We start from the raw sequence: 22,828 nt of genomic DNA on the forward strand, positions 1-22,828 counted from the left end.
GAGGACGAACAGTTCACCAGGCGCTGCGTACCGCGCTCGTCACGCGGGTCGGTGGCCACGGACCGACATGCAGCGCGTCGCCCGGCGTGCCTTGCTTCATCAGGGTGGCGCCGCCGGCCATGTCCACCCCTGCAACCCGGTGGCGCAGCAGTTCCAGCTGTGGTGTGTGTGTCTTCAGCGCGCGCGGGCGTCCCACGCGGCCACGATTTCGCGGTGGTGGGGGATGTTGTTCAAGAAGCTCTGGCGAAGCGCGGTGTCCTCGATCGTGTGAACCTGTCCCATCAGCGCTGTGTGCGCGCGGACCAGCCAGACATCAGCGCGCGGATCCCGGGCCAGCGCCAGGGCCCGGTAGCAGATCAGCTCGATCTTTCTCTCCGCCGTACCGTCCAACGTCTGTCCTGCAGCCACCCGGTCGAACACCGATTGCAGCGCGGCGAGCGCGGCCTCCGTGTCGCCCTCCAAGATGGCCACGGCAGCCAATCCAGCGCAGGCGTCGTACTGGAAGGGATCGTCGATGTCAGCCGCCAGCGTTCTAGCCCGTGTGTACGCCTGACGAGCGGCGACGAATCGACCGGCAGCCAGTTCGGCCGCGGCCAGCCGAATCCAGCCGTTGATCTCCTCGACGCTGCCCTGTGTGGTGACTGCAATGTCCAGGGCCTGCTGCGCCAGTGTCAGCGCCTGCGTCGCCTCGCCTTGCCACAGCGCCAACTCCGACAGCTTGCCCAGGGCGCTGCCCAACATTGCCCGGTCGCCAATGGCAATCAGCAGCTTGATCGCAGCGTCAAGCTCCCGTCGGGCCTGCGCTAGCGCGCCCAGGTTGGCCCAGCCCCCCCCAAGATTCGACAGACTGATCGCTTCGTTGACTTGGTCGCCTGCTTCACGGTACTTCCGCAGCATGTGCAAGTCCAGCGCGAGCCGCCCCGCCGCGTCACCTTGCATGTTGGCGGCGACCGACAGCGCGTTGTAGAAGCGGGCCTCCAGACCATGCAACCCCAGACTGCAGGCCTCGGATGCGCCCTTGGTTGCCAGCGCCTTGCCTGCATCGATCTGGTCCTGCATGATGAGTGCGGCCGCCAGCAGCCGCAGCGCGTGCAAGCGAAGGCTGTCGTCAGCGGCCCGTTTCGCACAGGCCAGGCTCCGGCGCGCGGCGCGCTCCGTTTCGGCCCAGTTGCCCATGCGCAACCACCGAATGGCTTGGCGCTGAGCCGACTCTGCACGCCGGCGGTCGTCATCCAGCGCCTCGGCAAGTTCCGCCAGTGCGTCCAAGTCGGCAGACTGTTCGGCACGGCGGCCCTGCAGATGCAGCGTCATCTCGCGGGCACTCAAGAGCTGCCAGCGTATCGCGGCCTGCCCGCGCTGCCGCTCGGGCTGCAACTTCGCCAGCAGCGCCAGCGCCCTGACCACATGGTCCTGTACGCGGTCATGCGCGAACCGCTCCGCGGCGTCTTCCGCCGCGAGGGCGTGGAACTCGGCGGCCTTGACCTCGTCGCCCGCTTGCTCGAAGTGGTCAGCGGCAAGTCCCAGCAGGTGGCCAGCATGCAAGCCGCCTTTGGCGCTGACGCCCGCGAGCCACCGGGCCACCTTGGCGTGGCCTTCCCGCCGCTCGCGCCTCAGCACGGTGTTGTAGGTCACTTGGTGCAGCAGGTGGTGGCTGAAGGCGAATTCACGCATGCCATCCAGTAGCGCGTTGAACTCGGCCGCTGTCCGGGGCATCGCCAGCTGGCGCCGCCCCAGCGCCGGTAACAGCTCGACGGCTTGGGCATCGATGGCCGCCAATGCCTGATCCCAAAACACCGCACCCACCACGCTGGCCTGCTGCAGCGTGCGCCTTTCGTCGACAGGCAGCCCGTCCAGGCGCGCCTGCAGCACGCCAGTCAGGGTGGACGGCAGCTGGGAGACGAGCAGCTTGTCGGCGTCGACCCGCCACATTCCGTCTGAGCTGGCATTCGTCTGGATGGCGCCCTGGTCGATGAACATCTTCACCAGTTCTTCCATGTAGAAGGGGTTGCCTTCCGCACGGCCGGTCAGCAGGTCCTGCAGGGCCACCGGCACCTGGGGCAGCTTCTTGAGCAACTCGATCGCCAACGCGCGGCTGTTGTCTGCGTCTAGCGGAGCGAGGTCGATGCGTTGATGGACGGCACCTGTTCCGTACCAGTCAACGCTCTGCTCGAAAAGCGTGGGCCGCGTGAAGGCCAGCAGCAGCAGCGGCACGTCCTTGTTTCGGTCGACCAGCTGGCTCATGAACTCCAGCGTCTCCCGGTCGGCCCAGTGCAGGTCTTCGATCTGCAGCACCACCGGGTGGCCGTGCGCCGCCGCCATGCGCCTGAAGACCTGCACCGCGGCATGCAGAGCCCGGCTGCGGATCTGCCGTGCGTCGTCGACGATGCCACGGATGTGGCGGCTGTCTTTCCACTCGATGCCGATCAGATAGCCCAGCAGGTGGGCATGGGCCTCGGCCAGATCCGGGCCGTCGTCGTGCAGGAACAGCGGCACGACGCCGTCCTCCATCTTCTGGCGCGCCGCCTGCACCGTGTCGTCGTCGCTGATCTGGAACCGCCACGCGAAGATGTCACGCAGCAGACCATAGGCCTGCAGCGGGGTTTGCGGCGTCGCCCGCCCGCGGAACAGCACGAAGCGCTCAGGCCGCGCTTCGCTCCAGGCGGCGAACTCGTCCAGCAGGCGGCTCTTGCCGACGCCGGCTTCGGCCACGACGGTCACCGCGGCGAGCCGGCGTTCCTCGAACAGGCGCAGGAAGGCCGCCTGCAGCGCCTGCAGTTCCGTGTCGCGTCCGATCATCCGGGTGGCCACCCCCTCGATCCCCCGCGTGACGATGCGGAAGGAACGCGGCTTGGTGCGCTGCACCAGATAGGTTTGCAGGGGCGCGGCAACGCCCTTGACCTGGATGGGATCCTGCGCTTCCACATCGAACAGACCGCGCACTTGGGCGTAGGTGTCCAGGCTGATCCGCACGGTGCCAGGCGGTGCACTTTGTTCCATGCGCGCCGCGATGTGCACGGCCGCACCCACCGCGGTGTTGTCGGCCTCAACGCCGGCGCCCAGCGCAACGTCGCCGGTGTGCAGACCCACGCGCACGGCGAAGTCGGCCAGGCCATGCGCGCGCTGCACCTGCGCAGCGTGCTCCCGCCCGGACGCCACGATGGCCAGGGCTGCGCGCACAGCGCGTTCACCGTCGTCCTCGCGTGCAGCATCCATGCCGAAGACAGCTTTCACGCCATCGCCGGTGAAGCGCAGAACGCGGCCTTGGTGCGCTTCGACCAGGGATGCCATGCGCCGCAACACCTGGCTGAGCAGGTCCAGGGTTTCCTCCGGACCCAGGGCTTGCGCCAGCACGGTGGAGTTCACGACATCGGCGAACAGCACCGTCACCTGGCGGCGCTGCAGGCCGGCGGGCCGCAGCAGGGCGGCCAGCTGCAACCTGAGCGGCGCCACCGCGACATCGACCACTGCATCGCCGAGCAGCGCTCTCTGCCCTTCAAGAGCAGCAATGGCGGCTTCCAATTGGCTTGGGGCGGCACTCAACGTCCCGGGTCTCCGCTCTTCTTGGTGGAGGGATGCCCAGGGTGAGCTGCCTGCTCAGAGCCTGTCCCAACGCCGGTGAATCCTCCGCCCGTGGTCGTGTGCAACGCTGAGGCTTGGTTTGCAGACCCAAAGGGCGCCATTTGGGCCGATTGGTGGTGGATGAGCAAACAATGGCCGAGGCTGTCGCCTGAGTGGTTCCTCGCGCATGGAGGACGGCGGCTGCGAGGCTGGTACTTCGGGGTAGGGACGACGGCTATCACGACGTTGAAGTCACGAAACAACAGACTGAGACTGATCAGCGTGCGCCGTTGGCGACAGCCATGCAAACGGTGGTCCAGCCTCCCACGCTTGGAATGTACCCAAGTCTCATGGACGACGCGGGTGGACCCCAACCGAAAGTCCGGCTCTGGGCTCTACCCCAGGCGTGGACAGCTCGCCAGGGACGGGTCGCCGGTGAGTGCGACTGGCCGCCTCTTGGCGCTCCAATGCCGCCAGGCCCCCCAGCGAGCTGCTTTGCAGCGCCTCGATTCACTCCTCAGGGTCGATTCCAGCCGGAGAGCCCCACCCACCGCCCTCCGCAGACCAGTCACCCCGCAGCAGGCCAGCGTCCAAACCCCCGCCAGGACGGCGGCCTGTCCTACCCACGCTCGGCCGGCGCGCCGATGCCCGACACGCCCGCGGCGGGCTGCAATGGCGCCATCCCATTCCACGCTGCGTCTGTCGCCCGGCCCCACCCATGTCCGCCATTCCGTTTGCCACCAGCCTCAACGCCCCCAACAGCCCCAGCCACACCGGCTCCGGCGCCGCAGCGCAATCGCCGAGTGCGGTGATCTACACCCAGCGCGCCACCGTGCCCGACATCCCGGTGCAGCAGACCTTCGACATCGACTGCCAGCTGCAGTACGACGTGCGCGGGCCGTCCGACTTCCTGTTCCAGATCCATGCGCAGCAGGGCGTTGACCAGACCGTGCTCAGCGAATCCCTGGTCATCACGCCCAACCTGCCCCGGCATGTGTTCGCCGACCCGAACATCGGTCACCGCTTCCTGCGCCTGCATGCCGACAATGGCCTGTTGACACTGCACTACCAGGCCCGCGTGCAGCGCACGGTGCAGCCGCTGGATCCGCTGGCCGCCGAGCTGGCCATCGCCGACCTGCCCGACGACCTGCTGCACAACCTGAACCCGACGCGCTACTGCGAATCCGATGCGCTCAGCCAGGTCACGCAGCAGCTGTTCGGCCAGCTGCCGCGCGGCCTGCGCCGGGTGCAGGCGGTGGTGGAATGGATCCACCAGAACATCCACTACCAGATCGGCACCTCGAACGCGCTCACGACGGCGCGCGATGTGTTCAACCAGCGCGCCGGTGTCTGCCGCGACTTCGCCCACCTGGGCGTCACCTTCTGCCGGGCGCTGAACATCCCGGCGCGGCTGGTGGTGGGCTACGCCAGCTTCGATGATCCGCCGCCCGACTTCCACGCGGTGTTCGAGGCCTACCTGGGCGGGCGCTGGGTGCTGTTCGACGCCACCCACATGTCGCCGATCGACGACGTGGTGCGCATCGCCACGGGCCGCGATGCCAAGGACGTGGCCTTTGCCACCATCTACGGCCCGGCCACCATGCTGTCGATGGCGCCGCTGGTGCGCAAGCTGGCCTGACCGGCGATCGGGCTGCTCAGCCCGGCGGCCGCTCCAGCGCCGCGCGCACCGCACGGGCCAGCTCGGCACGCCGGTAGGGCTTGGGCAGCAGCGGCAGCCCGGCATCGGGCCGGCCGGGCTGGGCGAAGGCGTCCTCGGTGTAGCCGGAGGTGAACAGCACCGGCAAGCCGGGGCGCAGACGGCGGGCGGCATCGGCCAGCTCACGGCCCGACAGGCCGCCCGGCATGATCACATCGGTGAACAGCAGGTCGAAGGCCTGGCCCTGCTCGATCAGGCGCAGCGCGTCCACGCCGTTGGCCGCCTCGACCACCCGGTAGCCCAGGGCCTGCAGCTCGGCGCTGGCCAGCAGGCGCACCAGCTCGTCGTCCTCCACCACCAGCAGCGTCTCATGGCCACCGCGCACCGCAGCGGGCGGCAGGGCTGTCGCGGCAGCCACCGGGCTGCTGGCGCGCGGCAGGTCCAGCTGCACCGTGGTGCCATGCCCGGGCTCGGAGCTGATGCCGATCTGCCCGCCCGACTGCCGCACGAAGCCATACACCATCGCCAGGCCCAGGCCGGTGCCCTTGCCCTTTTCCTTGGTGGTGAAGAAGGGCTCGAACACCCGCTGCAGATCGTCCGCAGCAATGCCGCTGCCGGTGTCGGACACGCGCAGGCGCACATAGTCGCCCGCTGGCAGGTCGGCGTCGCCCGGCTGCAGTGTCAACCGGCTGGTGTGCAGCGTCAGCCGCCCGCCGGACGGCATCGCGTCGCGGGCGTTCAGGCACAGGTTGAGCAGGGCGCTCTCCAGCTGCGTGGCATCGACCATGGCCGGCCACAGCTGCGGCGCGCCGTCGACGGCGATCTCGATGTGTTCGCCCAGGGTGCGCTGCAGCATCGGGTGGATGGCCATGACCAGCTGGTTGACATCGACCGCGCTGGGCGCCAGCGGCTGCTGGCGGGCATAGGCCAGCAGCTGGCGGGTCAGCACCGCACCACGCTCGGCGGCGCCGATCAACATGTGCAGGGCTTGCCGGCGCTGCGCCGCATCCAGGCGGTCGCCGGCCAGCAGGTCGGCATGGCCCAGCACCACGGTGAGCAGGTTGTTGAAGTCATGGGCCACGCCACCGGTGAGCTGGCCCACCGCCTCCAGCCGCTGCGACTGCGACAGCCGGGCATGCAGCGCCCCGATGTCGGTGCGCTGGGCCTGCAGCGCCGCGGCGGCCTGGTTCAGCGCCGTGGCCAGCGTGCCCAGTTCGCCGCGCGGCAGCGGCCCGTCCACCCGCGCCTGCAGGTCGCCGCTGGCCAGGCGGCCGGCCATGCCGGTCATGCGGGCGATGGGCCGCCGGATCGCCCGCTCGGCCATCCACCACACCGTCAGGAACAGCGCGGCAGCAAAGGCGGCGTACCAGGCGGCGTCGCGCCGGAAGCGCTGGTCGGCAGCGGCGACGATGGTGGCCTCGGGTGCGCCAGCCAGCACCCGCAGGCCGGCCGGCGCCAGCGCACGCACATCGGCCCGCGCCCAGACATGGCGCTGGCCATCGGGCATCACCACCTCGGTGGTGCCGGCCTCGCGCGAGGCCGCCGCAAACTGCCCCAGTGGCGTGCCGGCCAGCTGCATGCCGCCCTGCAGGCCGGTGCCGTCGGCCGGCGACACCGCCAGCACCTGGCCGTTGTCGTCCAGCAGCAGCAGGCGGCGGCCGGCGGTGGGCTGGACCGCCGGACGCATGGCCCGCGCCAGATCGAGCGAGGCCAGCAGCACGAAGCGCAGGCTGGCATCCGGCGTGCGCACCGGGTAGGCCACCTGCAGCACGGCGCGGCCGGTCAGGCGGCCGAAGGCCGGTTCCAACACCACCGCCTCGCTGCTGCTGCGGGCACGCTGGAAGTAGCCCCGGTCGTTGAGGTCCAGTTCGCGGCCGCTGCGCAGCGAATCGCAGAACAGCCGGCCGTCGGGGTTGATGGTGAGGATGCCGGTGTACTGCGGATGGGCCTCGCGCACCTCGGACAGGAAGGCCGAGCAGGCGGTGCGGTCCGGCTGCACCAGGACACTGGCACGGGCCAGGCCGAACTGCAGCTGGGTGGTGGCCAGGATGCGCTGGCGCAGGTCCTCGGCCTGCGCCTGGGCCAGGGCCGCCAGGCGCTGCCCGTCGGCAGCCACCTGGGCGCGGCGGTCGTCCTGGAAGCGCAGCAGTGCCAGCAGTGCGGGCAGCAGCGTGGCCAGCAGCGCCACCATCAGCAGTCGTGCGCGGATGCTCAAGCGCGGGCTCTCCAACGGCCCCGGTGTCCTGCAGCACGACCGCAGACGTGATGCCGGCGCGCCAGGAACCGGGGCCATGCATCATACGCAGGGCCGCTGACCTGCCGCGTCAGCGGCGCGGCAAGCCGATCAGGCGCCGGACGTGTCCAGCATCAGCTTGCCACTGGCCACGTCGGCCAGCTTCTGCGGCAGCAGCACCTCGATGCGGCCATGGCTGCCGCCCAGCACACCCAGCGCCTGCAGCTGGCGCAGCACGCCGTTGATGCGCTGGCGGCTGGCGCACAGCAGGGCCGCCAGGTCACCCTGCGTGAGCGACAGCTCGATCAGCCGCGCCTGCGTGGGCACCACACCCATCACCGGCGGCCGGCCGAACTGCTTGAGCAGGCGCTGCAGCTTGATGGCCACGCGCTGGCTCAGCGGCAGGGTCTGCAGCTCTTCCAGCCGGCGGAACATGTGGCGCAGGCGGCGGCAGTCGAGCTGCAGCAGCGCATGGCGCAGCTCGGGCTGGCTGTTGAGCAGCTGCTGCAGGCTGGCCAGCGGCACCAGCAGCACCGTGCTGTGCACCTGGGCCACGATGTCGAGATCGACCGGGCTGTGGTCGATCAGCGCGATGTCGCCGTACCAGTCACCGGGGCCCAGCAGTTCCATGGTGAAGGCGCGGCCATCGCGCCAGCTCGTGGCCAGGCCCAGCGCGCCGCTGGCCACGCCCACCCATTCGGTGGCCACCGCGCCACGCTCGACCAGGCGCGCGCCGCGCTTGACATGCTGCACCCGGGCCTCGGCCAGGATGGCCGCCCGCAGGCTGGCCGACAGGCCGGCGAACCAGGCGCCGGATTCGATGCGCTGGCTTTCCACCGGGCGCAGGCCCGGCAGCAGCGGCGCGCGCGAGACCACCGGCGGCACCGGCAGGTGCGCCGGCGGCGGCCGCAGCGTGCCCGGGTGGGGTTGGGGATGCAGGGCACGCTGGGGAAAGACGTAGGCCATCACTGCTCCACACGGATGTTGTTGTCCGCCGAGAGCTTCTTCCACTTGGCGATTTCCTGGCGGAAGAAGTCGGCGAAGGCCGGCTGGCTCATGACCTGGTAGACACCGCCGGCATTGGCCAGGATGTTGGTCAGCTCGGGCGTCTGCATCGCGGCCACCAGCGCCGCATGCATCTTGGCCACCATCGGCGCCGGCGTGCCGACCGGGTAGAAGAAGCCGCTGAAGGACGGCAGCGACAGCTCGGGGTGGCCCACTTCGGCCATGGTCGGCACGTTGGGGTACCGGGGCAGGCGCTGCGGGCCGTACACCGCCAGCGGCACCAGCTTGCCGGCGCTGACCAGCGGATCGATCTCGCTGAAGAACGCGGCGGTGAAGTCGACCTGGCCGGCCGCCGCATCCTGCGCCGCCAGCGCCGCCGCCTTGTAGGGCACGTTCAGCAGCTTGACCTTGGTGGCCCGCGCCAGGGTGTCGCAGGCGAAGTGCGCCACCGAGGCATTGCCGCCGGTGCCGCAGGTGCGCTCGGCCGCCACGCCCTTGGCAACGGCCTCGGCGAAGGTCTTGGCGCCGACATGGACGCCCGCCACCAGGGTGGGAAAGCCCATCGTGCCCAGGGCGATCGGCAGGAAGTCCTTCAGCGGGTCGTAGCGCACCTTGCCGCCGGCGCCGGGAAACAGCACCAGCGGGTTCATGCCGCCGTAGTACATGGTGTAGCCGTCGGGCGGCGCCTGGGTCAGCGCCTCGGCCGAGATCGTGCCCGAGGCGCCACTGCGGTTCTCGATGACGAAGGTGGCCTTCATCGCCGGGCCGACGACGTTGGTGTAGCGCCGGGCCCAGATGTCGTTGATGCCGCCGGCCGGGCCGTCGACGATCAGCTTGATCGGCTTGTTGGGGTAGTCGGCCTGGGCGTGGACCGATGGCACGGCCAGGGCCGCAGCACCGACGAGCAGGGCGAGCGAGAGAGACAGGCGACGGCGCATGATCAGACCACCTCGAAGAGACCAGCGGCACCCTGGCCGCCACCGATGCACATCGTCACCACGACGAACTTGGCGCCGCGGCGCTTGCCCTCGATCAGCGCGTGGCCGGTCAGCCGTGCGCCCGACACGCCGTACGGGTGGCCCACCGCGATGGCGCCGCCGTTGACGTTGAGCAGTTCATCGGGGATGCCCAGCTTGTCGCGGCAGTACAGCACCTGGCAGGCGAAGGCCTCGTTCAGCTCCCACAGGCCGATGTCGGACACCTTCAGCCCGGCGCGCTGCAGCAGCCGCGGCACGGCGAAGACCGGACCGATGCCCATCTCGTCGGGCTCGCAGCCCGCGATGGCGAAGCCGCGGAAGATGCCCAGCGGCTGGATGCCCAGCTGCTCGGCGCGCTTGCCGTTCATCACCACCACCGCGCTGGCGCCGTCGGAGAACTGGCTGGCATTGCCGGCCGTGACGATGCCGCCCGGCAGGGCCGAGCGCAGGCCGCTCACCGCCTCCAGCGTGGTGTCGCCGCGGATGCCCTCGTCGCTGTCGATGGTGACTTCCTTGCGGGTGAGGCGGCCGCTGGCCTTGTCGACCACGCCCATCACCGTGGTCATCGGCACGATCTCGTCCTTGAACTTGCCGGCCTGCTGGGCGGCAAAGGCCCGCTGCTGGCTGCGCACGCCGTATTCGTCCTGAGCAAGCTTGGGGATGTTGTAGCGCTGGATCACCTGTTCGGCGGTCTGCAGCATGTTCCAGTACAGCGTGGGCTTGTGCTCCATCAGCCACGGGTCCACCCGCATGTGCTTGTTGGCCTCGTTCTGCACGCAGCTGATGGATTCGACACCGCCGGCCACGATGGCCGGGCAGCCTTCGGTCAGCACGCGCTGGGCTGCCAGGGCGATGCTCTGCAGGCCCGACGAGCAGAAGCGGTTGATGGTGAGGCCGGCGGTGGTGACCGGCAGGCCGGCACGCAGGGCGATGGCGCGGGCGATGTTGCCGCCGGTGGTGCCTTCACCGAAGGTGCCGCCCATGATGCAGTCTTCGATTTCAGCCGGATCGATGCCGGCGCGGGCCACGGCATGCTGGACCGCATGGCCGCCCAGGGTGGCACCATAGGTCATGTTGAAGGCGCCCTTCCAGCTCTTGGCCAGGCCGGTGCGCGCGGTGGAGACGATGACAGCGTCGGTCATGGTGTGCCTTTGTCGGATCAGTCGGTTCAGTTGAAGGTCTTGCCTTCGTCGGCCAGGCGCACCAGCAGCGGCGCCGGCTGCCAGGACGGATCGGCACCGGGCTCGGCCGCAAAGCGGCGCAGTGCGCGCACCACGTTGGCCAGGCCCACGGTGTCGGCATACAGCATCGGGCCGCCGCGGTGCAGCGGGAAGCCGTAGCCGTTGAGGTAGACGATGTCGATGTCCGACGCGCGGGCGGCGATGCCTTCTTCCAGGATGCGCGCACCTTCATTGACCAGCGCGAACATGCAGCGCTCGACCACCTCGTCGTTGCTGATCTTGCGCGGCGTGATGCCGTTGGCGGCGCGGTAGTCGGCGATCAGCTGCTCGGTCACCGGATCGGGGATCGGGTCGCGCTTGCCGGCCTCGTAGCGGTAGTAGCCGGCGCCGGTCTTCTGGCCGAAGCGGCCGGCCTCGGCCAGCTTGTCGGCCACGCTGGGCTTGAGCTCGACCCCGGCCTCGGCGGCCTTGCGCTTGCGCGTGGCCCAGCCGATGTCCAGGCCCGCCAGGTCACCCATGCGGAACGGGCCCATGGCCATGCCGTAGCCCTGCAGCGCGCCGTCGATCTGCTGGGGCAGGGCGCCGGCATTCAGCAGGCCCTGGGCCGCCGCGCCATAGCGCGCCAGCATGCGGTTGCCGATGAAGCCGTCGCACACGCCCGAGACCACGGCGATCTTCTTGATCGTCTTGGCCACGGCCATGCTGGTGGCCAGCACATCGGGTGCGGTCTTGGCGCCGCGCACCACCTCCAGCAGGCGCATCACATTGGCCGGGCTGAAGAAGTGCAGGCCCACCACATCCTGCGGACGCCTGGTGAAGCCGGCGATGGTGTCGACGTTCAGGTAGCTGGTGTTGGACGCCAGGATGGCGCCGGGCTTGCACACCTTGTCCAGTGTCTCGAACACCGTCTTCTTGACGTCCATGTTCTCGAACACCGCCTCGATCACCAGGTCGACATCGGCGAAGCCGTCGTAGCTCAAGGTGCCGGTGACAGCGGCCATGCGCTGCTCCACCTGCTCGGGCTTGAGCTTGCCCTTCTTCATGGTGTTCTCGTAGTTGCGGCGGATGGTGGCCAGGCCCTTGTCCAGCGCCTCCTGCTTCATCTCGAGCAGCACCACCGGGATGCCGGCATTCAGGAAGTTCATCGTGATGCCGCCACCCATGGTGCCGGCGCCGATCACGCCCACCTTCTTGATCGGCCGCAGCGCGGTGTCGGCCGGCAGGTCAGGGATCTTGGCGGCCGCACGCTCGGCCATGAAGACATGGCGCAGGGCCTTGCTCTCGGGGCTGGCCATCAGCGAGAGGAAGCCCTCGCGCTCGACCGCCACACCCTTGTCGAACGACTGGCCCACGCTGGCGGCCACCGCCTCCAGGCACTTCATCGGCGCGGGGAAGTGCTTGCTCATCGCCCCCACGGTGTTGCGGGCGAACTGCAGGAAGGCCTCGGCCTGCGGATCGGTCACCTTGCGGTCGCGGGCACGCACCGCGGGCAGCTTGCGCTCGATCACCTCTTCGGCAAAGGCGATGGCGCCGGCCGTCAGGTCACCGTCGATCACCTTGTCGACCAGCGGCGTGCCGGCGAACTTGGCGGCAGCCACCGGCGCACCGCTGACGATCATGTTCAGCGCCGCCTCGAGGCCGATCAGCCGCGGCAGGCGCTGCGTGCCACCGGCGCCGGGCAGCAGGCCGATCTTCACCTCCGGCAGGCCCAGCTGCGCATCAGGCGCCGCCACGCGGAAGTGGCAGCCCATGGCCAGTTCCAGCCCACCGCCCAGACACTGGCCGGCGATGGCGCCGACCACCGGCTTGGGGTTGTTCTCGAGCAGGCCGATCACCACGCGCAGGTTCGGCTCCTTGGCGCCCTTGGACGTGCCGAACTCGGTGACATCGGCGCCGGCCGAGAAGGCGCGGGCGGTGCCGGTCAGCACGATGGCCTGCACCGCCGGGTTGGCATTGGCCACGTCCAGCGCGTCGGCAATGCCCACGCGCAGGTCGTAGCCGAGGCTGTTGACGGGCGGCCGGTCCATGGTGAGCACGGCCACGGCGCCTTGCACGCGGACGCTGACGCAGGTGTTGCCAGGGGTGGTCATGGTGTTTCTCTTTCGCAGGGAAGTTCAGTCGTGGAAACGTGAGCGTGCATGCGGTCAGTAACCGACATGTGAAGCGAACGCGTGGGTGTGGAAGTGCTGGTCGCCCCACAGCTCGTTCAACACCCGGGCGCGCTTCATGAAGAAGCCGATCTCGAAGGCATCGGTCATGCCCATGCCGCCGTGCATCTGCACGCCTTCCTGCACCGCCGTGGTGGCGGTGCGGCCGGCGCGGGCCTTGGCCACGGCGATGGCCTTGCCGGCAGTGTGGATGTCGGCATCCAGCGCCTGCTGGGCGGCGATCAGCGCGGCGCGGCTGATCTCCAGGTCGGCATACAGCGTGGCAGCGCGGTGCTGCAGGCCCTGGAACTCGCCGATCAGCTTGCCGAACTGCTTGCGCTGCTTGATGTAGTCGATCGTGCGGGCGAACACCTCGTCGGCCAGGCCCAGCAGCTCGGCCGCGGCGGCGCAGCGGCCGGCATCCAGCGTGGCGGCCAGGGTGGCGGCGCCGGTCTCGGGCGTGCCCAGCAGCGCATCGGCCGGCAGCCGGACCGACTTGAACTGCAGCCGCGCCGCGTTGTGGGCATCGACCATCACCGTGCGCTCGACCTGCACGCCGGCCATGCCCGACGGCACCAGGAACAGACCGGTGCCGGCATCGCCCACGCGGGCGGCGACGATGAACAGGTCGGCCACATGGCCATCGAGCACCAGCGCCTTGGCGCCGTCGAGCACCCAGCCGCCACCGTCGGCACGTGCCGTGGTGGCCAGCTGCTGCGGGCGGTGCTTGCCGCCTTCGTCCACCGCCAGCGTGGCGATCGCCCGGGCGGTGGCCAGCTTGGGCAGCCAGGCGGCCTGCTGGGCCGCGCTGCCGGCCAGCGTGAGCGCCGTGGTGGCCACGATGCCCGAGGCCAGCAGCGGGCTGGCACACAGCTGGCGGCCGATCTGGTCCATCAGCACGCCGGCTTCCACATGGCCCAGGCCCAGGCCGCCATGGGCCTCGGGCACCAGCACGCCGGTGTAGCCCATCTCGGCGAACTGCGCCCATAGCGGGCGGCTGAAACCGTCGGCATCGGCGCTGTCACGCAGCTGGCGCAGCGCCTTGACGGGGCTCTGCTCCGAGAGGAAATCCCGCGCGCTGTCGCGCAGGGCGGTCTGGTCGTCGGTCAGGGTCAGCGCCATGCTCACGCTCCAGGCAGTTCAAGAATGCGCTTGCTGATGATGTTCAGCTGGACCTCGCTGGTGCCGCCCTCGATCGAGTTGGCCTTGGTGCGCAGCCAGGTGCGGGCCCGGTCGCCATGGCGGGAGCGGTCGCTCTCCCACTCCAGGGCGTCGGCGCCGAACACCGCCATCATCAGTTCCCAGCGGCGCTTGTTGAGTTCCGCGCCGTAGTACTTCAGCATCGACGGCAGGGCCGGGTGGGCCTGCTTGCCGCGGGCGAGGTCACCGGCGCGTTCCATCATCAGCCGGAAGGCCGCCTCGTCGACCTCGAACTCGGCGACCTGGGCCCGCAGCAGCGGGTCGGCCAGCCGGCCCTGGGCGTCCAGGCCGATGGCGGCGGCCGCCTGCAGGCCGAGCGGCCTGGCGGCGGCGCGGTCGCCGATGCTGCCGATCATTTCGCGCTCATGGCCCAGCAGGTACTTGGCGACATCCCAGCCCTTGTCCTGCGTGCCCACCAGGTTGCGCTTCTCGACCCGCACGTTGTCGAAGAAGGTCTCGCAGAACGGGCTGGCGCCGCTGATCAGCAGGATGGGCTGGGTGCGCACGCCCGGGGAGGCCATGTCGAACAGCACGAAGCTGATGCCGTTGTGCTTGCTCTCGGTGCTGGTGCGCACCAGGCAGAAGATCCAGTCGGCCTTGTCGGCATAACTGGTCCAGATCTTCTGGCCGCTGACCAGGAAGTGGTCGCCCTGGTCCTCGGCCCGGGTGGCCAGGCTGGCCAGGTCGGAGCCGGCATTGGGCTCGCTGTAGCCCTGGCACCAGCGGATCTGGCCGCGTGCGATGGGCGGCAGGTGCTCCAGCTTCTGCGCCTCGGTGCCGAACTTCAGCAGCGCCGGGCCCAGCATCCAGATGCCGAAGCTGTTGAGCGGGCTGCGGCAGTTCAGTGCGCGCATCTCCTGCGCCAGCACCTTGGCCTGCAGCGGCGTCAGGCCGCCACCACCGTAGGCCTTGGGCCAGGTGGGCACGGTCCAGCCGCGTTCGGCCATGCGCTCCAGCCACTGCTGCTGCGCCGGCGAGCTGAAACGGAACTTTCGGCCGCCCCAGCACACATCGTCCTCAGTGGCCATGGGCTGGCGCATCTCCGCCGGGCAGTTGGCCAGCAGCCAGGCCCGGGTTTCGGCCCGGAAACCAGCCAGATCGGGGGTGTCGCCGGTGGTGCCGGCAAGGGTGTCGGCGGCGGAGGAGTTGGCCATGCGCAGGGTGTCTCCAGGTGGTGGCCGGCCAAGTGTCCGGGGCGGCCCAGGGTACAAACCCTGTTTTCGAAACTGTAGCCCACCCGCCCGTCCTCCGGGTGACACCCCGGGAAAACGATAGCGTACCCGGGCTTCTATCTCGGCGCATCATGGTGGCCACAGCCGGCGGCACGCATCGCCGGCAGACTGGAGACAAAGCCCATGTTGCACACCGGGTTTGTGCGTTCTTGCGCAAGGGTTCTGCACGTCTTGGCGGCCGCTGGCCGGCGGGCACGGGGCGGCTGATGCGCAGCTACGTCATCCGCCGCCTTCTGGCGCTGCTGCCCACGCTGATCCTGGCCAGCATCATCGTGTTCGTCACCGTGCGGTTGATCCCCGGCGACGTCATCGACCTGATGCTCAGCCAGAACGACGTGGCCGCCGACAAGAAAAGCCGCGAGCAGATCATTGCCGCGCTCGGCATGGACAAGCCGATGTGGCAGCAGTACTTCCACTGGGTCTCGGCCATCGTGCTGCATGGCGACCTGGGCAACTCGCTGTGGCAGGGCACGCCGGTCACCGAGCACCTGCGGGCCCGCCTGCCGGTCACCTTCGAGCTGGGGCTGATCGCGCTGGTGGTGGGACTGATCATCGCGCTGCCCATCGGCATCTACTCGGCCGTGCGGCAGGACACCGCGGGGGATTACCTGGCGCGCAGCTTCTCCATCCTGCTGCTGGCCGTACCCAGCTTCTGGCTGGGCACGATGGTGGTGGTGTTCCCGTCGATCTGGTGGGGCTGGTCGCCGTCGGTCGACTACGTGGCCTTCTTCGCCAACCCGGCGGGCAACCTGTCGCAGATGCTGCTGCCCGGCATCGTGCTGGGCGCGGCGCTGTCGGCCGTCACGATGCGGCTGACCCGCACCATGATGCTGGAGGTGCTGCGCCAGGACTACATCCGCACCGCCTGGGCCAAGGGCCTGGGCGAGCGGCTGGTGATCGTGCGGCATGCGCTGCGCAACGCGATGATCCCGGTGGTCACCCTCGTGGGGCTGCAGGCGCCGCTGCTGATCGGCGGGGCGGTGATCATCGAGCAGATCTTCGTCATCCCCGGCATGGGCCTGCTGCTGCTGGATGCGGTGCAGCAGCGTGACTACCCGATCATCACCGGCGTGTTCCTGGTGGTGGGCGTGGCGGTGATGCTGATCAACCTGCTGGTCGACCTGAGCTACGGCTTCCTGGATCCGAAGGTGAGGATGCGCTGATGAGTGCGGTACTTCCCCTGCCCGCTGCCAAGCGGCGCAGCAACAGTTTCCTGGCACGGCTGTGGCGCGACAAACCGCTGGGCGCAGTGGGCGGCCTGGTGCTGCTGCTGTTCGTGGTGGTGGGCGTGTTCGCGCCCTGGGTCGCCCCGTACGACTACAACGAGATCGCGCCGCTCGACCGCATGCAGGCGCCCAGCTGGGCGCACTGGTTCGGCACCGACAACCTCGGCCGCGACGTGCTCTCGCGCTGCATCTACGGCGCCCAGCTGTCGGTGATCATCGGCTGCTCGGCCGCGGCGCTGGCCACACTGATCTCGGGTGTCATCGGCATCGTCAGCGGCTACTTCGGCGGCAAGATCGACATGGCGGTGCAGCGCTTCGTCGATGCCTGGATGAGCTTCCCCGACCTGATCGTGCTGATCGTGGTCGTCAGCGTGCTCGGCCCAGGCATGCCGCAGATCATCTTCACGCTCGGTCTGCTGCTGGGCATCGGCGGCTCGCGCATCGTGCGCTCGGCGGTGGTGTCGGTGCGCGAGCACATGTATGTGCATGCGGCGCAGAGCATCGGCGCGGGCACGCTGCGCATCCTGTGGCGGCATGTGCTGCCCAATGTGCTGCCGCCGATCATCGTGCTGTTCACCACCCGCGTGGGCTCGGTGATCCTGGCCGAATCGGGCCTCAGCTTCCTGGGCCTGGGCGTGCCGCCACCGGCACCCACCTGGGGCTCGATGCTGTCGGGCAGCGGCCGCACCTACATGTTCCAGGGCCCCTGGCTGGCGCTGGCGCCCGGCCTGTGCCTGACGGCCGTGGTGTACGCCACCAACGTGTTCGGCGATGCGCTGCGCGACTTGCTGGATCCACGCATGCGCGGCACCCGCTGATTGCGGCACCAAGACCAAGAAGACCAGCCCGCCTGCGCGGGCCCACAACGAGGAGACACCCATGGTCCGTCTGCAGTTCCCCCAACGCCTGGTCTGCGTGGTCGCCGCGGCACTGGTGGCCACGTCACCGGCCTGGGGCCAGGCCAAGCCGGCCGCTGCGCCGGCCGAGAAGCCGCAGTACGGCGGCTCGCTGAGCATCGGCAATGTCTACTACACCGTCTCGCCGCTGAGCTTCGACGCCGCTGACTGGCCCTGGAAGCACAACCAGGACACCGGCCTGGTCTATGAGCAGCTGATCGCTGCCGACCTGAGCAAGGCCAAGCGCAATGGCGGGCCGTTCCCCTTCCAGAGCGACGCCTACCTGCCGCCGCAGGGCCAGCGCGGCGAGCTGGCCGAGAAGTGGGAGCTGAAGCAGAACCCGTGGCGGCTGGAAGTGCAGCTGCGCAAGGGCATCATGTTCCCGGCCAAGCAGGGTGTGATGGCCGCGCGCGAGATGACCGCCGAGGACGTGGTCTACAGCTACGACCGGCTCAACAAGAGCCCGAAGAAGATCGCCGGTTACTTCGACCACGTCGAGAAGGTCGAGGCCACCGGCAAGCACACGGTGGTGTTCACCTACAAGCACTACAACGCCGAGTACGACTACCGCTTCGGCTGGGGCTACTACTCGGCCATCATGCCCAAGGAGGTGGTGGCCGCCGGCGCGCAGGACTGGAAGAACATGAACGGCACCGGCCCGTTCATGGTCGACAACTACATCCAGGGCAATTCGCTGTCGTTCAAGAAGAACCCGAACTACTGGGACAGCGAGACCATCGGCGGCCAGCCCTACAAGCTGCCCTTCGTCGACGGCATCACCTACCGCTTCATCAAGGATGAGGCGACGATGCTGACCGCCCTGCGCACCGCCAAGGTGGATGTGCTGGAGTCCATCCGCTGGAGCGCGGCCGACGAACTGCGGAAGAACGCGCCCAAGCTGCAATGGAACAAGGTGCTGGCGATGGGCGGCATGTTCGTCGCGATGCGGGTCGACCAGAAGCCGTTCGACGACATCCGCGTGCGCCGCGCGCTGAACATGGCGGTCAACAAGCCCGAGATCATCAAGACCTACTGGGGCGGCAATGCCGAGATGCTCGGCTTCCCGATGCACCCCACCTGGACGGGCTACTACGAGCCGCTGTCGGACATGCCCGAATCGGTGAAGGAGCTGTTCGTCTACAACCCCGCCAAGGCCAAGCAGCTGCTGGCCGAGGCCGGCTACCCCAACGGCTTCAGCTTCAAGACCCAGACCACCTCGGCCTCCACCGACAACGACCTCCTGGCCATGGTGGCCGCCTACCTGGCCAAGGTGGGCGTGAAGATGGAGATCCAGGTGATGGAGTACCCGGCCTACATGTCGGCCATGGGCACCAAGACCAATGCCCCGGGCTACTTCATGTTCACCGGCGCCACCAACCCGACGACGTCTCTGCGCAAGAACTTCGTCAAGGGCCAGTACTGGAACCCGTCGCAGTGGGCGGATCCGGAGTTCGACAAGAAGATGGCCGAGGTCTATGCCGAGCCGGACGAGCGGGTGCGCCAGATCAAGGTCAAGCTGATGACCCGCGAGATCCTGGAGAAGGCGCCGCTGATCTTCCTGCCCAACGCCTACAGCTACACCGCCTGGTGGCCATGGGTGAAGAACTACGGCGGTGAGCTGCGCGCCGGCAGCGAACGGCCCAACCCGATCCATGCCCGCATGTGGGTCGACCAGGACCTGAAGAAGAAGCTCGGCTTCTGAGCGGGCGCAGCCCGCGGCGCCACACCACCACCGAGGAGACAGCCATGAAGATGCTTGCAATCGCGGCCGCAACCCTGCTGGCCCTGTCGGGCGCTGCCCAGGCGCAGCCCAAGCCCGCCACCGCACCAGCCGCGGCCGAGAAGCCGCAGTACGGCGGCGCGCTCAGCGTGGCGAACGTGTACTACACGATCTCGCCGCTGACCTTCGATTCGGCCGACATGGCTTGGAAGTTCAACCAGGACACCGGCCTGGTCTATGAGCAGCTGTTCGTGGCCGACCTGTCCAAGGCCAGGCGCAACGGCGGCAAGTACCCGTTCGTCTCGGATTCCTTCCTGCCGCCCGACAGCCTGAAGGGCGAGCTGGCCGAGAAGTGGGAACTGAAGCAGAACCCGTGGCGGCTGGAGGTGCAGCTGCGCAAGGGCATCCAGTGGCCGGCCAAGCCCGGCATCATGGCCGCCCGCGAGCTGGTGGCCGACGACGTGGTCTACAGCTTCGACCGCGTCAACAAGAGCCCCAAGAAGATCCCGACCTACTGGGACCATGTCAGCCGCATCGAGGTGACGGGCAAGCACAGCTTCACCATGCACTTCAGCAGCTACAACGCCGAGTGGGACTACCGCTGGGGCTGGGGCTACTACTCGGCCATCGTGCCGAAAGAGGTGATGGAGGCCGGCGCCAAGGACTGGAAGAACGTCAGCGGCACCGGGCCGTATGCCCTGACGAACTACGTGCAGGGCAACCAGATGACCTTCACGAAGAACCCGGCCTACTGGGACAGCGAGACCATCGGCGGCGCGCCCTACAAGCTGCCGTTCGCCGACACCATCACCTACCGCTACATCAAGGACGAGAGCACCGCGCTGACGGCGCTGCGCACCGGCAAGATCGACATCATGGAAGCGGTGCGCTGGAGCGCGGTGGACGAGCTGAAGAAGAGCGCGCCCAAGCTGCAGTGGAACAAGATCATCAGCAACAACGGCAGCTACATCACGCTGCGCATGGACCAGAAGCCGTTCGACGATGTGCGGGTGCGCCGGGCGCTGAACATGGCGATCAACAAGCCCGAGATCATCAAGGCCTACTACGGCGGCAATGCCGAGATGCTGGGCTTCCCCATGCACTCCAGCTGGGGTGGCTACTACGAACCGCTGGCCGAGATGCCCGAGTCGGTCCGCGAGCTCTACACCTTCAACCCGACCAAGGCCAAGCAGCTGCTGGCCGAGGCCGGCTACCCCAACGGCTTCAGCTTCAAGACGCAGACCTCCTCGGCCAGCCTGGACAACGACCTGCTGGCGCTGATCGCCGCCTACCTGGCCAAGGTGGGGGTGAAGATGGAGATCCAGGTCATGGAGTACTCGGCCTACCTGTCGGCCATGACCACCAAGACCAATGCCGCGGGCTACTTCCTGCAGGCCGGCCTGAACAACCCCACCACCTCGCTGCGCAAGACCTTCGTCACCAAGCAGACCTGGAACCCGTCGCAGCACAGCGACCCGGAGTTCGACAAGAAGATGGCCGAGGTCTATGCCGAGCCCGACGAGCGGGTGCGCCAGATCAAGGTCAAGCTGATGACGCGCGAGATCCTGGACAAGGCGCCGCACATCTTCCTGCCCGTGCCGCATGTCTACACCGCCTGGTGGCCGTGGGTGAAGAACTACGGCGGCGAGCTGCGCGCAGGCGCCGACCGGCCCGGCCCGATCCATGCCCGCGTGTGGATCGATCAAGAGATGAAAAAGAAGATGGGCTTCTGACATGGCTGCACCGCTGCTCGAGGTCAAGAACCTCACCACCCGCTTCCGCACCGAGCGGGGTGAACTGACCGCCGTCGACGACGTCAGCTTCAGCGTGCAGCCGGGGCAGACGCTGGCCATCGTCGGCGAATCGGGCTCGGGCAAGAGCGTCACCGCGCTGTCGCTGATGCGGCTGATCCCCGATCCGCCGGGCCGCATCACCAATGGGCAGCTCCTGTTCGAGGGGCAGGACCTGCTGAAGCTCAGCGATGCCGAGATGCGTGCCATCCGCGGCGACCGCATCGCGATGATCTTCCAGGAGCCGATGAGCAGCCTGAACCCGGCGCTGACCGTGGGCATGCAGATCGCCGAGCCGGTGAACCTGCACCGCAAGATGCCCTGGACCCAGGCCTACGAGGTGGCCAAGGGCCTGCTGGGTAAGGTGCGCATCCCCGATGCCGCCAGCCGCCTGCAGACCTGGCCGCACCAATACTCGGGCGGCATGCGCCAGCGCACGATGATCGCGATGGCGCTGGCCTGCCAGCCCAAGCTGATCATCGCCGACGAGCCCACCACCGCGCTGGATGTGACGGTGCAGGCCCAGATCCTGGACCTGCTGAAGGAACTGACCCGCGAGACCGGCGCCGCGCTGATCCTGATCACCCATGACCTGGGCGTGGTGGCGCGTTACGCCGACCATGTGGCGGTGATGTACGGCGGGCGCATCGTCGAGCAGGCCGAGGCCGGCGCGCTGTACGCCAGCCCGCGCCACCCCTACACCCGCGGCCTGCTGGCCTCGATCCCGCGGCTGGACAGCCATGCCGGCCAGCGCCTGGTGCCGATCCAGGGCCAGCCACCCGACCTGGCCCGCCTGCCGCCGGGCTGCGCCTTTGCACCGCGCTGCCAGCATGCCGATGCGCAGTGCAGCGCCAGCCGGCCGCTGCTGCGCATGGTGGAGCCCGGCCACCTGGCCGCCTGCCACCACGACCACGCCATCGACGCCGTCCTCCAGCCCGCCCAAGCCCATGCCGCCTGACACCGCCCCCCTGCTGCAGGTCGACAACCTGAAGGTGCACTTCCCGCTGCCGGCCGCCGGCCTGCTGCGCAGATCGGCCGGCGCCGTCAAGGCGGTGGACGGCGTGTCGTTCAGCCTGAACGCCGGCGAGACGCTGGGCCTGGTGGGCGAAAGCGGCTGCGGCAAGAGCACCACCGGCCTGGCGGTGCTGCGCATGCAGCCGGTGACCAGTGGCCGCGTCATCTTCGAAGGCGCCGACATCACCACCCAGCAGGCCCGCACCGGCACCTTCCGCCGGCGCATGCAGATGGTCTACCAGGATCCGTACGGCAGCCTCAACCCGCGCATGAAGGTGCGGGATCTGGTGGGCGAGCCGCTGCAGGTGCACGGCATGGACAAGAACCCCGGCGAGTACCAGGACCGCATCGCCGGCCTGCTCAAGACCGTGGGCCTGCTGCCCGACATGGCCGACCGCTATCCGCATGAGTTCTCAGGCGGCCAGCGCCAGCGCATCGGCATCGCCCGCGCACTGGCGCTGGAGCCCAGCCTGATTATCTGCGACGAGCCGGTGTCGGCGCTGGACGTGTCGATCCAGGCCCAGGTGGTCAACGTGCTGCAGGAGCTGCAGGAGCGCCTCGGCCTGGCCTACCTGTTCATCGCGCATGACCTGGCCGTGGTGCGCCACCTCAGCCACCGGGTGGCGGTGATGTACCTGGGCCGCATCGTCGAGATCGCCAGCCGGGACGACCTCTACCGCGCGCCGCTGCACCCGTATACCCAGGCCCTGCTGTCGGCGGTGCCGGTGGCCGATCCGGTGGTCGAGCGGGCGCGCCAGCGCATCGTCGTGCAGGGCGAGGTGCCCAGCGCGCTGAAGCCGCCGCCGGGCTGCCGCTTCCACACCCGCTGCCCGCATGCCATGGCCAAGTGCCGCACCGACGACCCGCCCTTGGCCGACCTGAGCCACCTGGGTGCCGGCCGGGCGGTGGCCTGCCACCTGCACACCGTGTCGGCCCCGGTGTCGGCCGGCTCGACGGCCCTGGCGGCCGCCGCCTGAAACCCGGCCCGCCCA

Annotated in this window: 16 protein-coding genes; 7 read left to right on the forward strand and 9 right to left on the reverse strand. The window is 69.0% G+C overall.

All coding sequences use genetic code 11. The annotated features are described in order from the left end of the window. Positions 1 to 13: 13 nt before the first annotated feature. Entirely contained in the window at positions 14 to 196 is a 183-nt protein-coding gene (locus FFT10_RS10330) for a hypothetical protein (protein ID WP_137732740.1), read from the reverse strand. Continuing rightward, positions 175 to 3,540, reverse strand: a complete 3,366-nt coding sequence (locus FFT10_RS10335) for an ATP-binding protein (protein WP_137732741.1) — start codon at positions 3,538 to 3,540, stop codon at positions 175 to 177. Before FFT10_RS10335 ends, FFT10_RS10330 begins: the two co-directional genes overlap by 22 nt. 736 nt (positions 3,541 to 4,276) lie before the next feature. Between FFT10_RS10335 and FFT10_RS10340 the strand changes: the two genes are divergently transcribed. Next, positions 4,277 to 5,197: a transglutaminase-like domain-containing protein gene (locus FFT10_RS10340; RefSeq protein WP_137732742.1), complete on the forward strand. Its 921-nt coding sequence runs from the start codon at positions 4,277 to 4,279 to the stop codon at positions 5,195 to 5,197. A 16-nt stretch (positions 5,198 to 5,213) separates the two neighbouring features. Here the strand turns inward: FFT10_RS10340 and FFT10_RS10345 are convergent, their stop codons facing one another. The 7 genes from FFT10_RS10345 to FFT10_RS10375 all read right to left on the reverse strand — a co-directional run bounded on the left by FFT10_RS10345 (position 5,214) and on the right by FFT10_RS10375 (position 15,112). Further along, a complete protein-coding gene (locus FFT10_RS10345) occupies positions 5,214 to 7,430 on the reverse strand; it encodes an ATP-binding protein (RefSeq protein WP_137732743.1) in 2,217 nt (738 codons plus the stop codon). 129 nt (positions 7,431 to 7,559) lie between these two features. Continuing rightward, complete coding sequence (locus FFT10_RS10350) at positions 7,560 to 8,414, reverse strand: Crp/Fnr family transcriptional regulator (RefSeq protein WP_137732744.1); 855 nt, start codon at positions 8,412 to 8,414, stop codon at positions 7,560 to 7,562. Then, the gene (locus tag FFT10_RS10355; RefSeq protein WP_137732745.1) at positions 8,414 to 9,391 is read right to left on the reverse strand and encodes a Bug family tripartite tricarboxylate transporter substrate binding protein; all 978 of its coding nucleotides are present in this window, start codon (positions 9,389 to 9,391) and stop codon (positions 8,414 to 8,416) included. Before FFT10_RS10355 ends, FFT10_RS10350 begins: the two co-directional genes overlap by 1 nt. 2 nt (positions 9,392 to 9,393) lie before the next feature. Further along, positions 9,394 to 10,572, reverse strand: a complete 1,179-nt coding sequence (locus tag FFT10_RS10360) for an acetyl-CoA C-acyltransferase (protein ID WP_137732746.1) — start codon at positions 10,570 to 10,572, stop codon at positions 9,394 to 9,396. Between the two features lie 26 nt (positions 10,573 to 10,598). After that, positions 10,599 to 12,701 carry a 3-hydroxyacyl-CoA dehydrogenase NAD-binding domain-containing protein gene (locus FFT10_RS10365; protein WP_137732747.1) on the reverse strand — a complete coding sequence of 701 codons (2,103 nt, stop codon included), beginning with the start codon at positions 12,699 to 12,701 and terminating at the stop codon, positions 10,599 to 10,601. A 54-nt stretch (positions 12,702 to 12,755) separates the two neighbouring features. Next, positions 12,756 to 13,880: an acyl-CoA dehydrogenase family protein gene (locus tag FFT10_RS10370; protein WP_137732748.1), complete on the reverse strand. Its 1,125-nt coding sequence runs from the start codon at positions 13,878 to 13,880 to the stop codon at positions 12,756 to 12,758. Between the two features lie 2 nt (positions 13,881 to 13,882). Continuing rightward, complete coding sequence (locus tag FFT10_RS10375) at positions 13,883 to 15,112, reverse strand: acyl-CoA dehydrogenase family protein (RefSeq protein ID WP_137732749.1); 1,230 nt, start codon at positions 15,110 to 15,112, stop codon at positions 13,883 to 13,885. Positions 15,113 to 15,396: 284 nt separating this feature from the next. Here FFT10_RS10375 and FFT10_RS10380 point away from each other — a divergent pair, with 284 nt between their 5' ends. From FFT10_RS10380 to FFT10_RS10405, 6 genes are all read left to right on the forward strand, one after another. Further along, positions 15,397 to 16,353, forward strand: a complete 957-nt coding sequence (locus FFT10_RS10380; RefSeq protein ID WP_137732750.1) for an ABC transporter permease — start codon at positions 15,397 to 15,399, stop codon at positions 16,351 to 16,353. Beyond that, positions 16,353 to 17,234: an ABC transporter permease gene (locus FFT10_RS10385; protein ID WP_137732751.1), complete on the forward strand. Its 882-nt coding sequence runs from the start codon at positions 16,353 to 16,355 to the stop codon at positions 17,232 to 17,234. The genes FFT10_RS10380 and FFT10_RS10385 overlap by 1 nt, the downstream gene beginning before the upstream one ends. A gap of 61 nt (positions 17,235 to 17,295) precedes the next feature. Further along, positions 17,296 to 19,014, forward strand: coding sequence for an ABC transporter substrate-binding protein (locus FFT10_RS10390; protein WP_137732752.1), 1,719 nt, complete (start codon positions 17,296 to 17,298; stop codon positions 19,012 to 19,014). Positions 19,015 to 19,058: 44 nt separating this feature from the next. Next, entirely contained in the window at positions 19,059 to 20,765 is a 1,707-nt protein-coding gene (locus FFT10_RS10395) for an ABC transporter substrate-binding protein (RefSeq protein ID WP_228027050.1), read from the forward strand. A 1-nt stretch (position 20,766) separates the two neighbouring features. After that, positions 20,767 to 21,780 carry an ABC transporter ATP-binding protein gene (locus tag FFT10_RS10400; protein WP_137732753.1) on the forward strand — a complete coding sequence of 338 codons (1,014 nt, stop codon included), beginning with the start codon at positions 20,767 to 20,769 and terminating at the stop codon, positions 21,778 to 21,780. Then, positions 21,770 to 22,813, forward strand: a complete 1,044-nt coding sequence (locus tag FFT10_RS10405; protein WP_137732754.1) for an ABC transporter ATP-binding protein — start codon at positions 21,770 to 21,772, stop codon at positions 22,811 to 22,813. The genes FFT10_RS10400 and FFT10_RS10405 overlap by 11 nt, the downstream gene beginning before the upstream one ends. Positions 22,814 to 22,828: the final 15 nt, after the last annotated feature.

The sequence above is a fragment of the Pseudaquabacterium pictum genome (genome assembly GCF_005403045.1).
Lineage (GTDB): Bacteria > Pseudomonadota > Gammaproteobacteria > Burkholderiales > Burkholderiaceae_C > Pseudaquabacterium > Pseudaquabacterium pictum.

Coding starts and splice junctions, on each gene's coding strand:
- FFT10_RS10340 (WP_137732742.1), top strand. CDS start 4,277: ATGTCCGCCATTCCGTTTGCCACCAGCCTCAACGCCCCCAACAGCCCC.
- FFT10_RS10350 (WP_137732744.1), bottom strand. CDS start 8,414: ATGGCCTACGTCTTTCCCCAGCGTGCCCTGCATCCCCAACCCCACCCG.
- FFT10_RS10355 (WP_137732745.1), bottom strand. CDS start 9,391: ATGCGCCGTCGCCTGTCTCTCTCGCTCGCCCTGCTCGTCGGTGCTGCG.
- FFT10_RS10360 (WP_137732746.1), bottom strand. CDS start 10,572: ATGACCGACGCTGTCATCGTCTCCACCGCGCGCACCGGCCTGGCCAAG.
- FFT10_RS10365 (WP_137732747.1), bottom strand. CDS start 12,701: ATGACCACCCCTGGCAACACCTGCGTCAGCGTCCGCGTGCAAGGCGCC.
- FFT10_RS10370 (WP_137732748.1), bottom strand. CDS start 13,880: ATGGCGCTGACCCTGACCGACGACCAGACCGCCCTGCGCGACAGCGCG.
- FFT10_RS10375 (WP_137732749.1), bottom strand. CDS start 15,112: ATGGCCAACTCCTCCGCCGCCGACACCCTTGCCGGCACCACCGGCGAC.
- FFT10_RS10380 (WP_137732750.1), top strand. CDS start 15,397: ATGCGCAGCTACGTCATCCGCCGCCTTCTGGCGCTGCTGCCCACGCTG.
- FFT10_RS10385 (WP_137732751.1), top strand. CDS start 16,353: ATGAGTGCGGTACTTCCCCTGCCCGCTGCCAAGCGGCGCAGCAACAGT.
- FFT10_RS10390 (WP_137732752.1), top strand. CDS start 17,296: ATGGTCCGTCTGCAGTTCCCCCAACGCCTGGTCTGCGTGGTCGCCGCG.
- FFT10_RS10395 (WP_228027050.1), top strand. CDS start 19,059: ATGAAGATGCTTGCAATCGCGGCCGCAACCCTGCTGGCCCTGTCGGGC.
- FFT10_RS10400 (WP_137732753.1), top strand. CDS start 20,767: ATGGCTGCACCGCTGCTCGAGGTCAAGAACCTCACCACCCGCTTCCGC.
- FFT10_RS10405 (WP_137732754.1), top strand. CDS start 21,770: ATGCCGCCTGACACCGCCCCCCTGCTGCAGGTCGACAACCTGAAGGTG.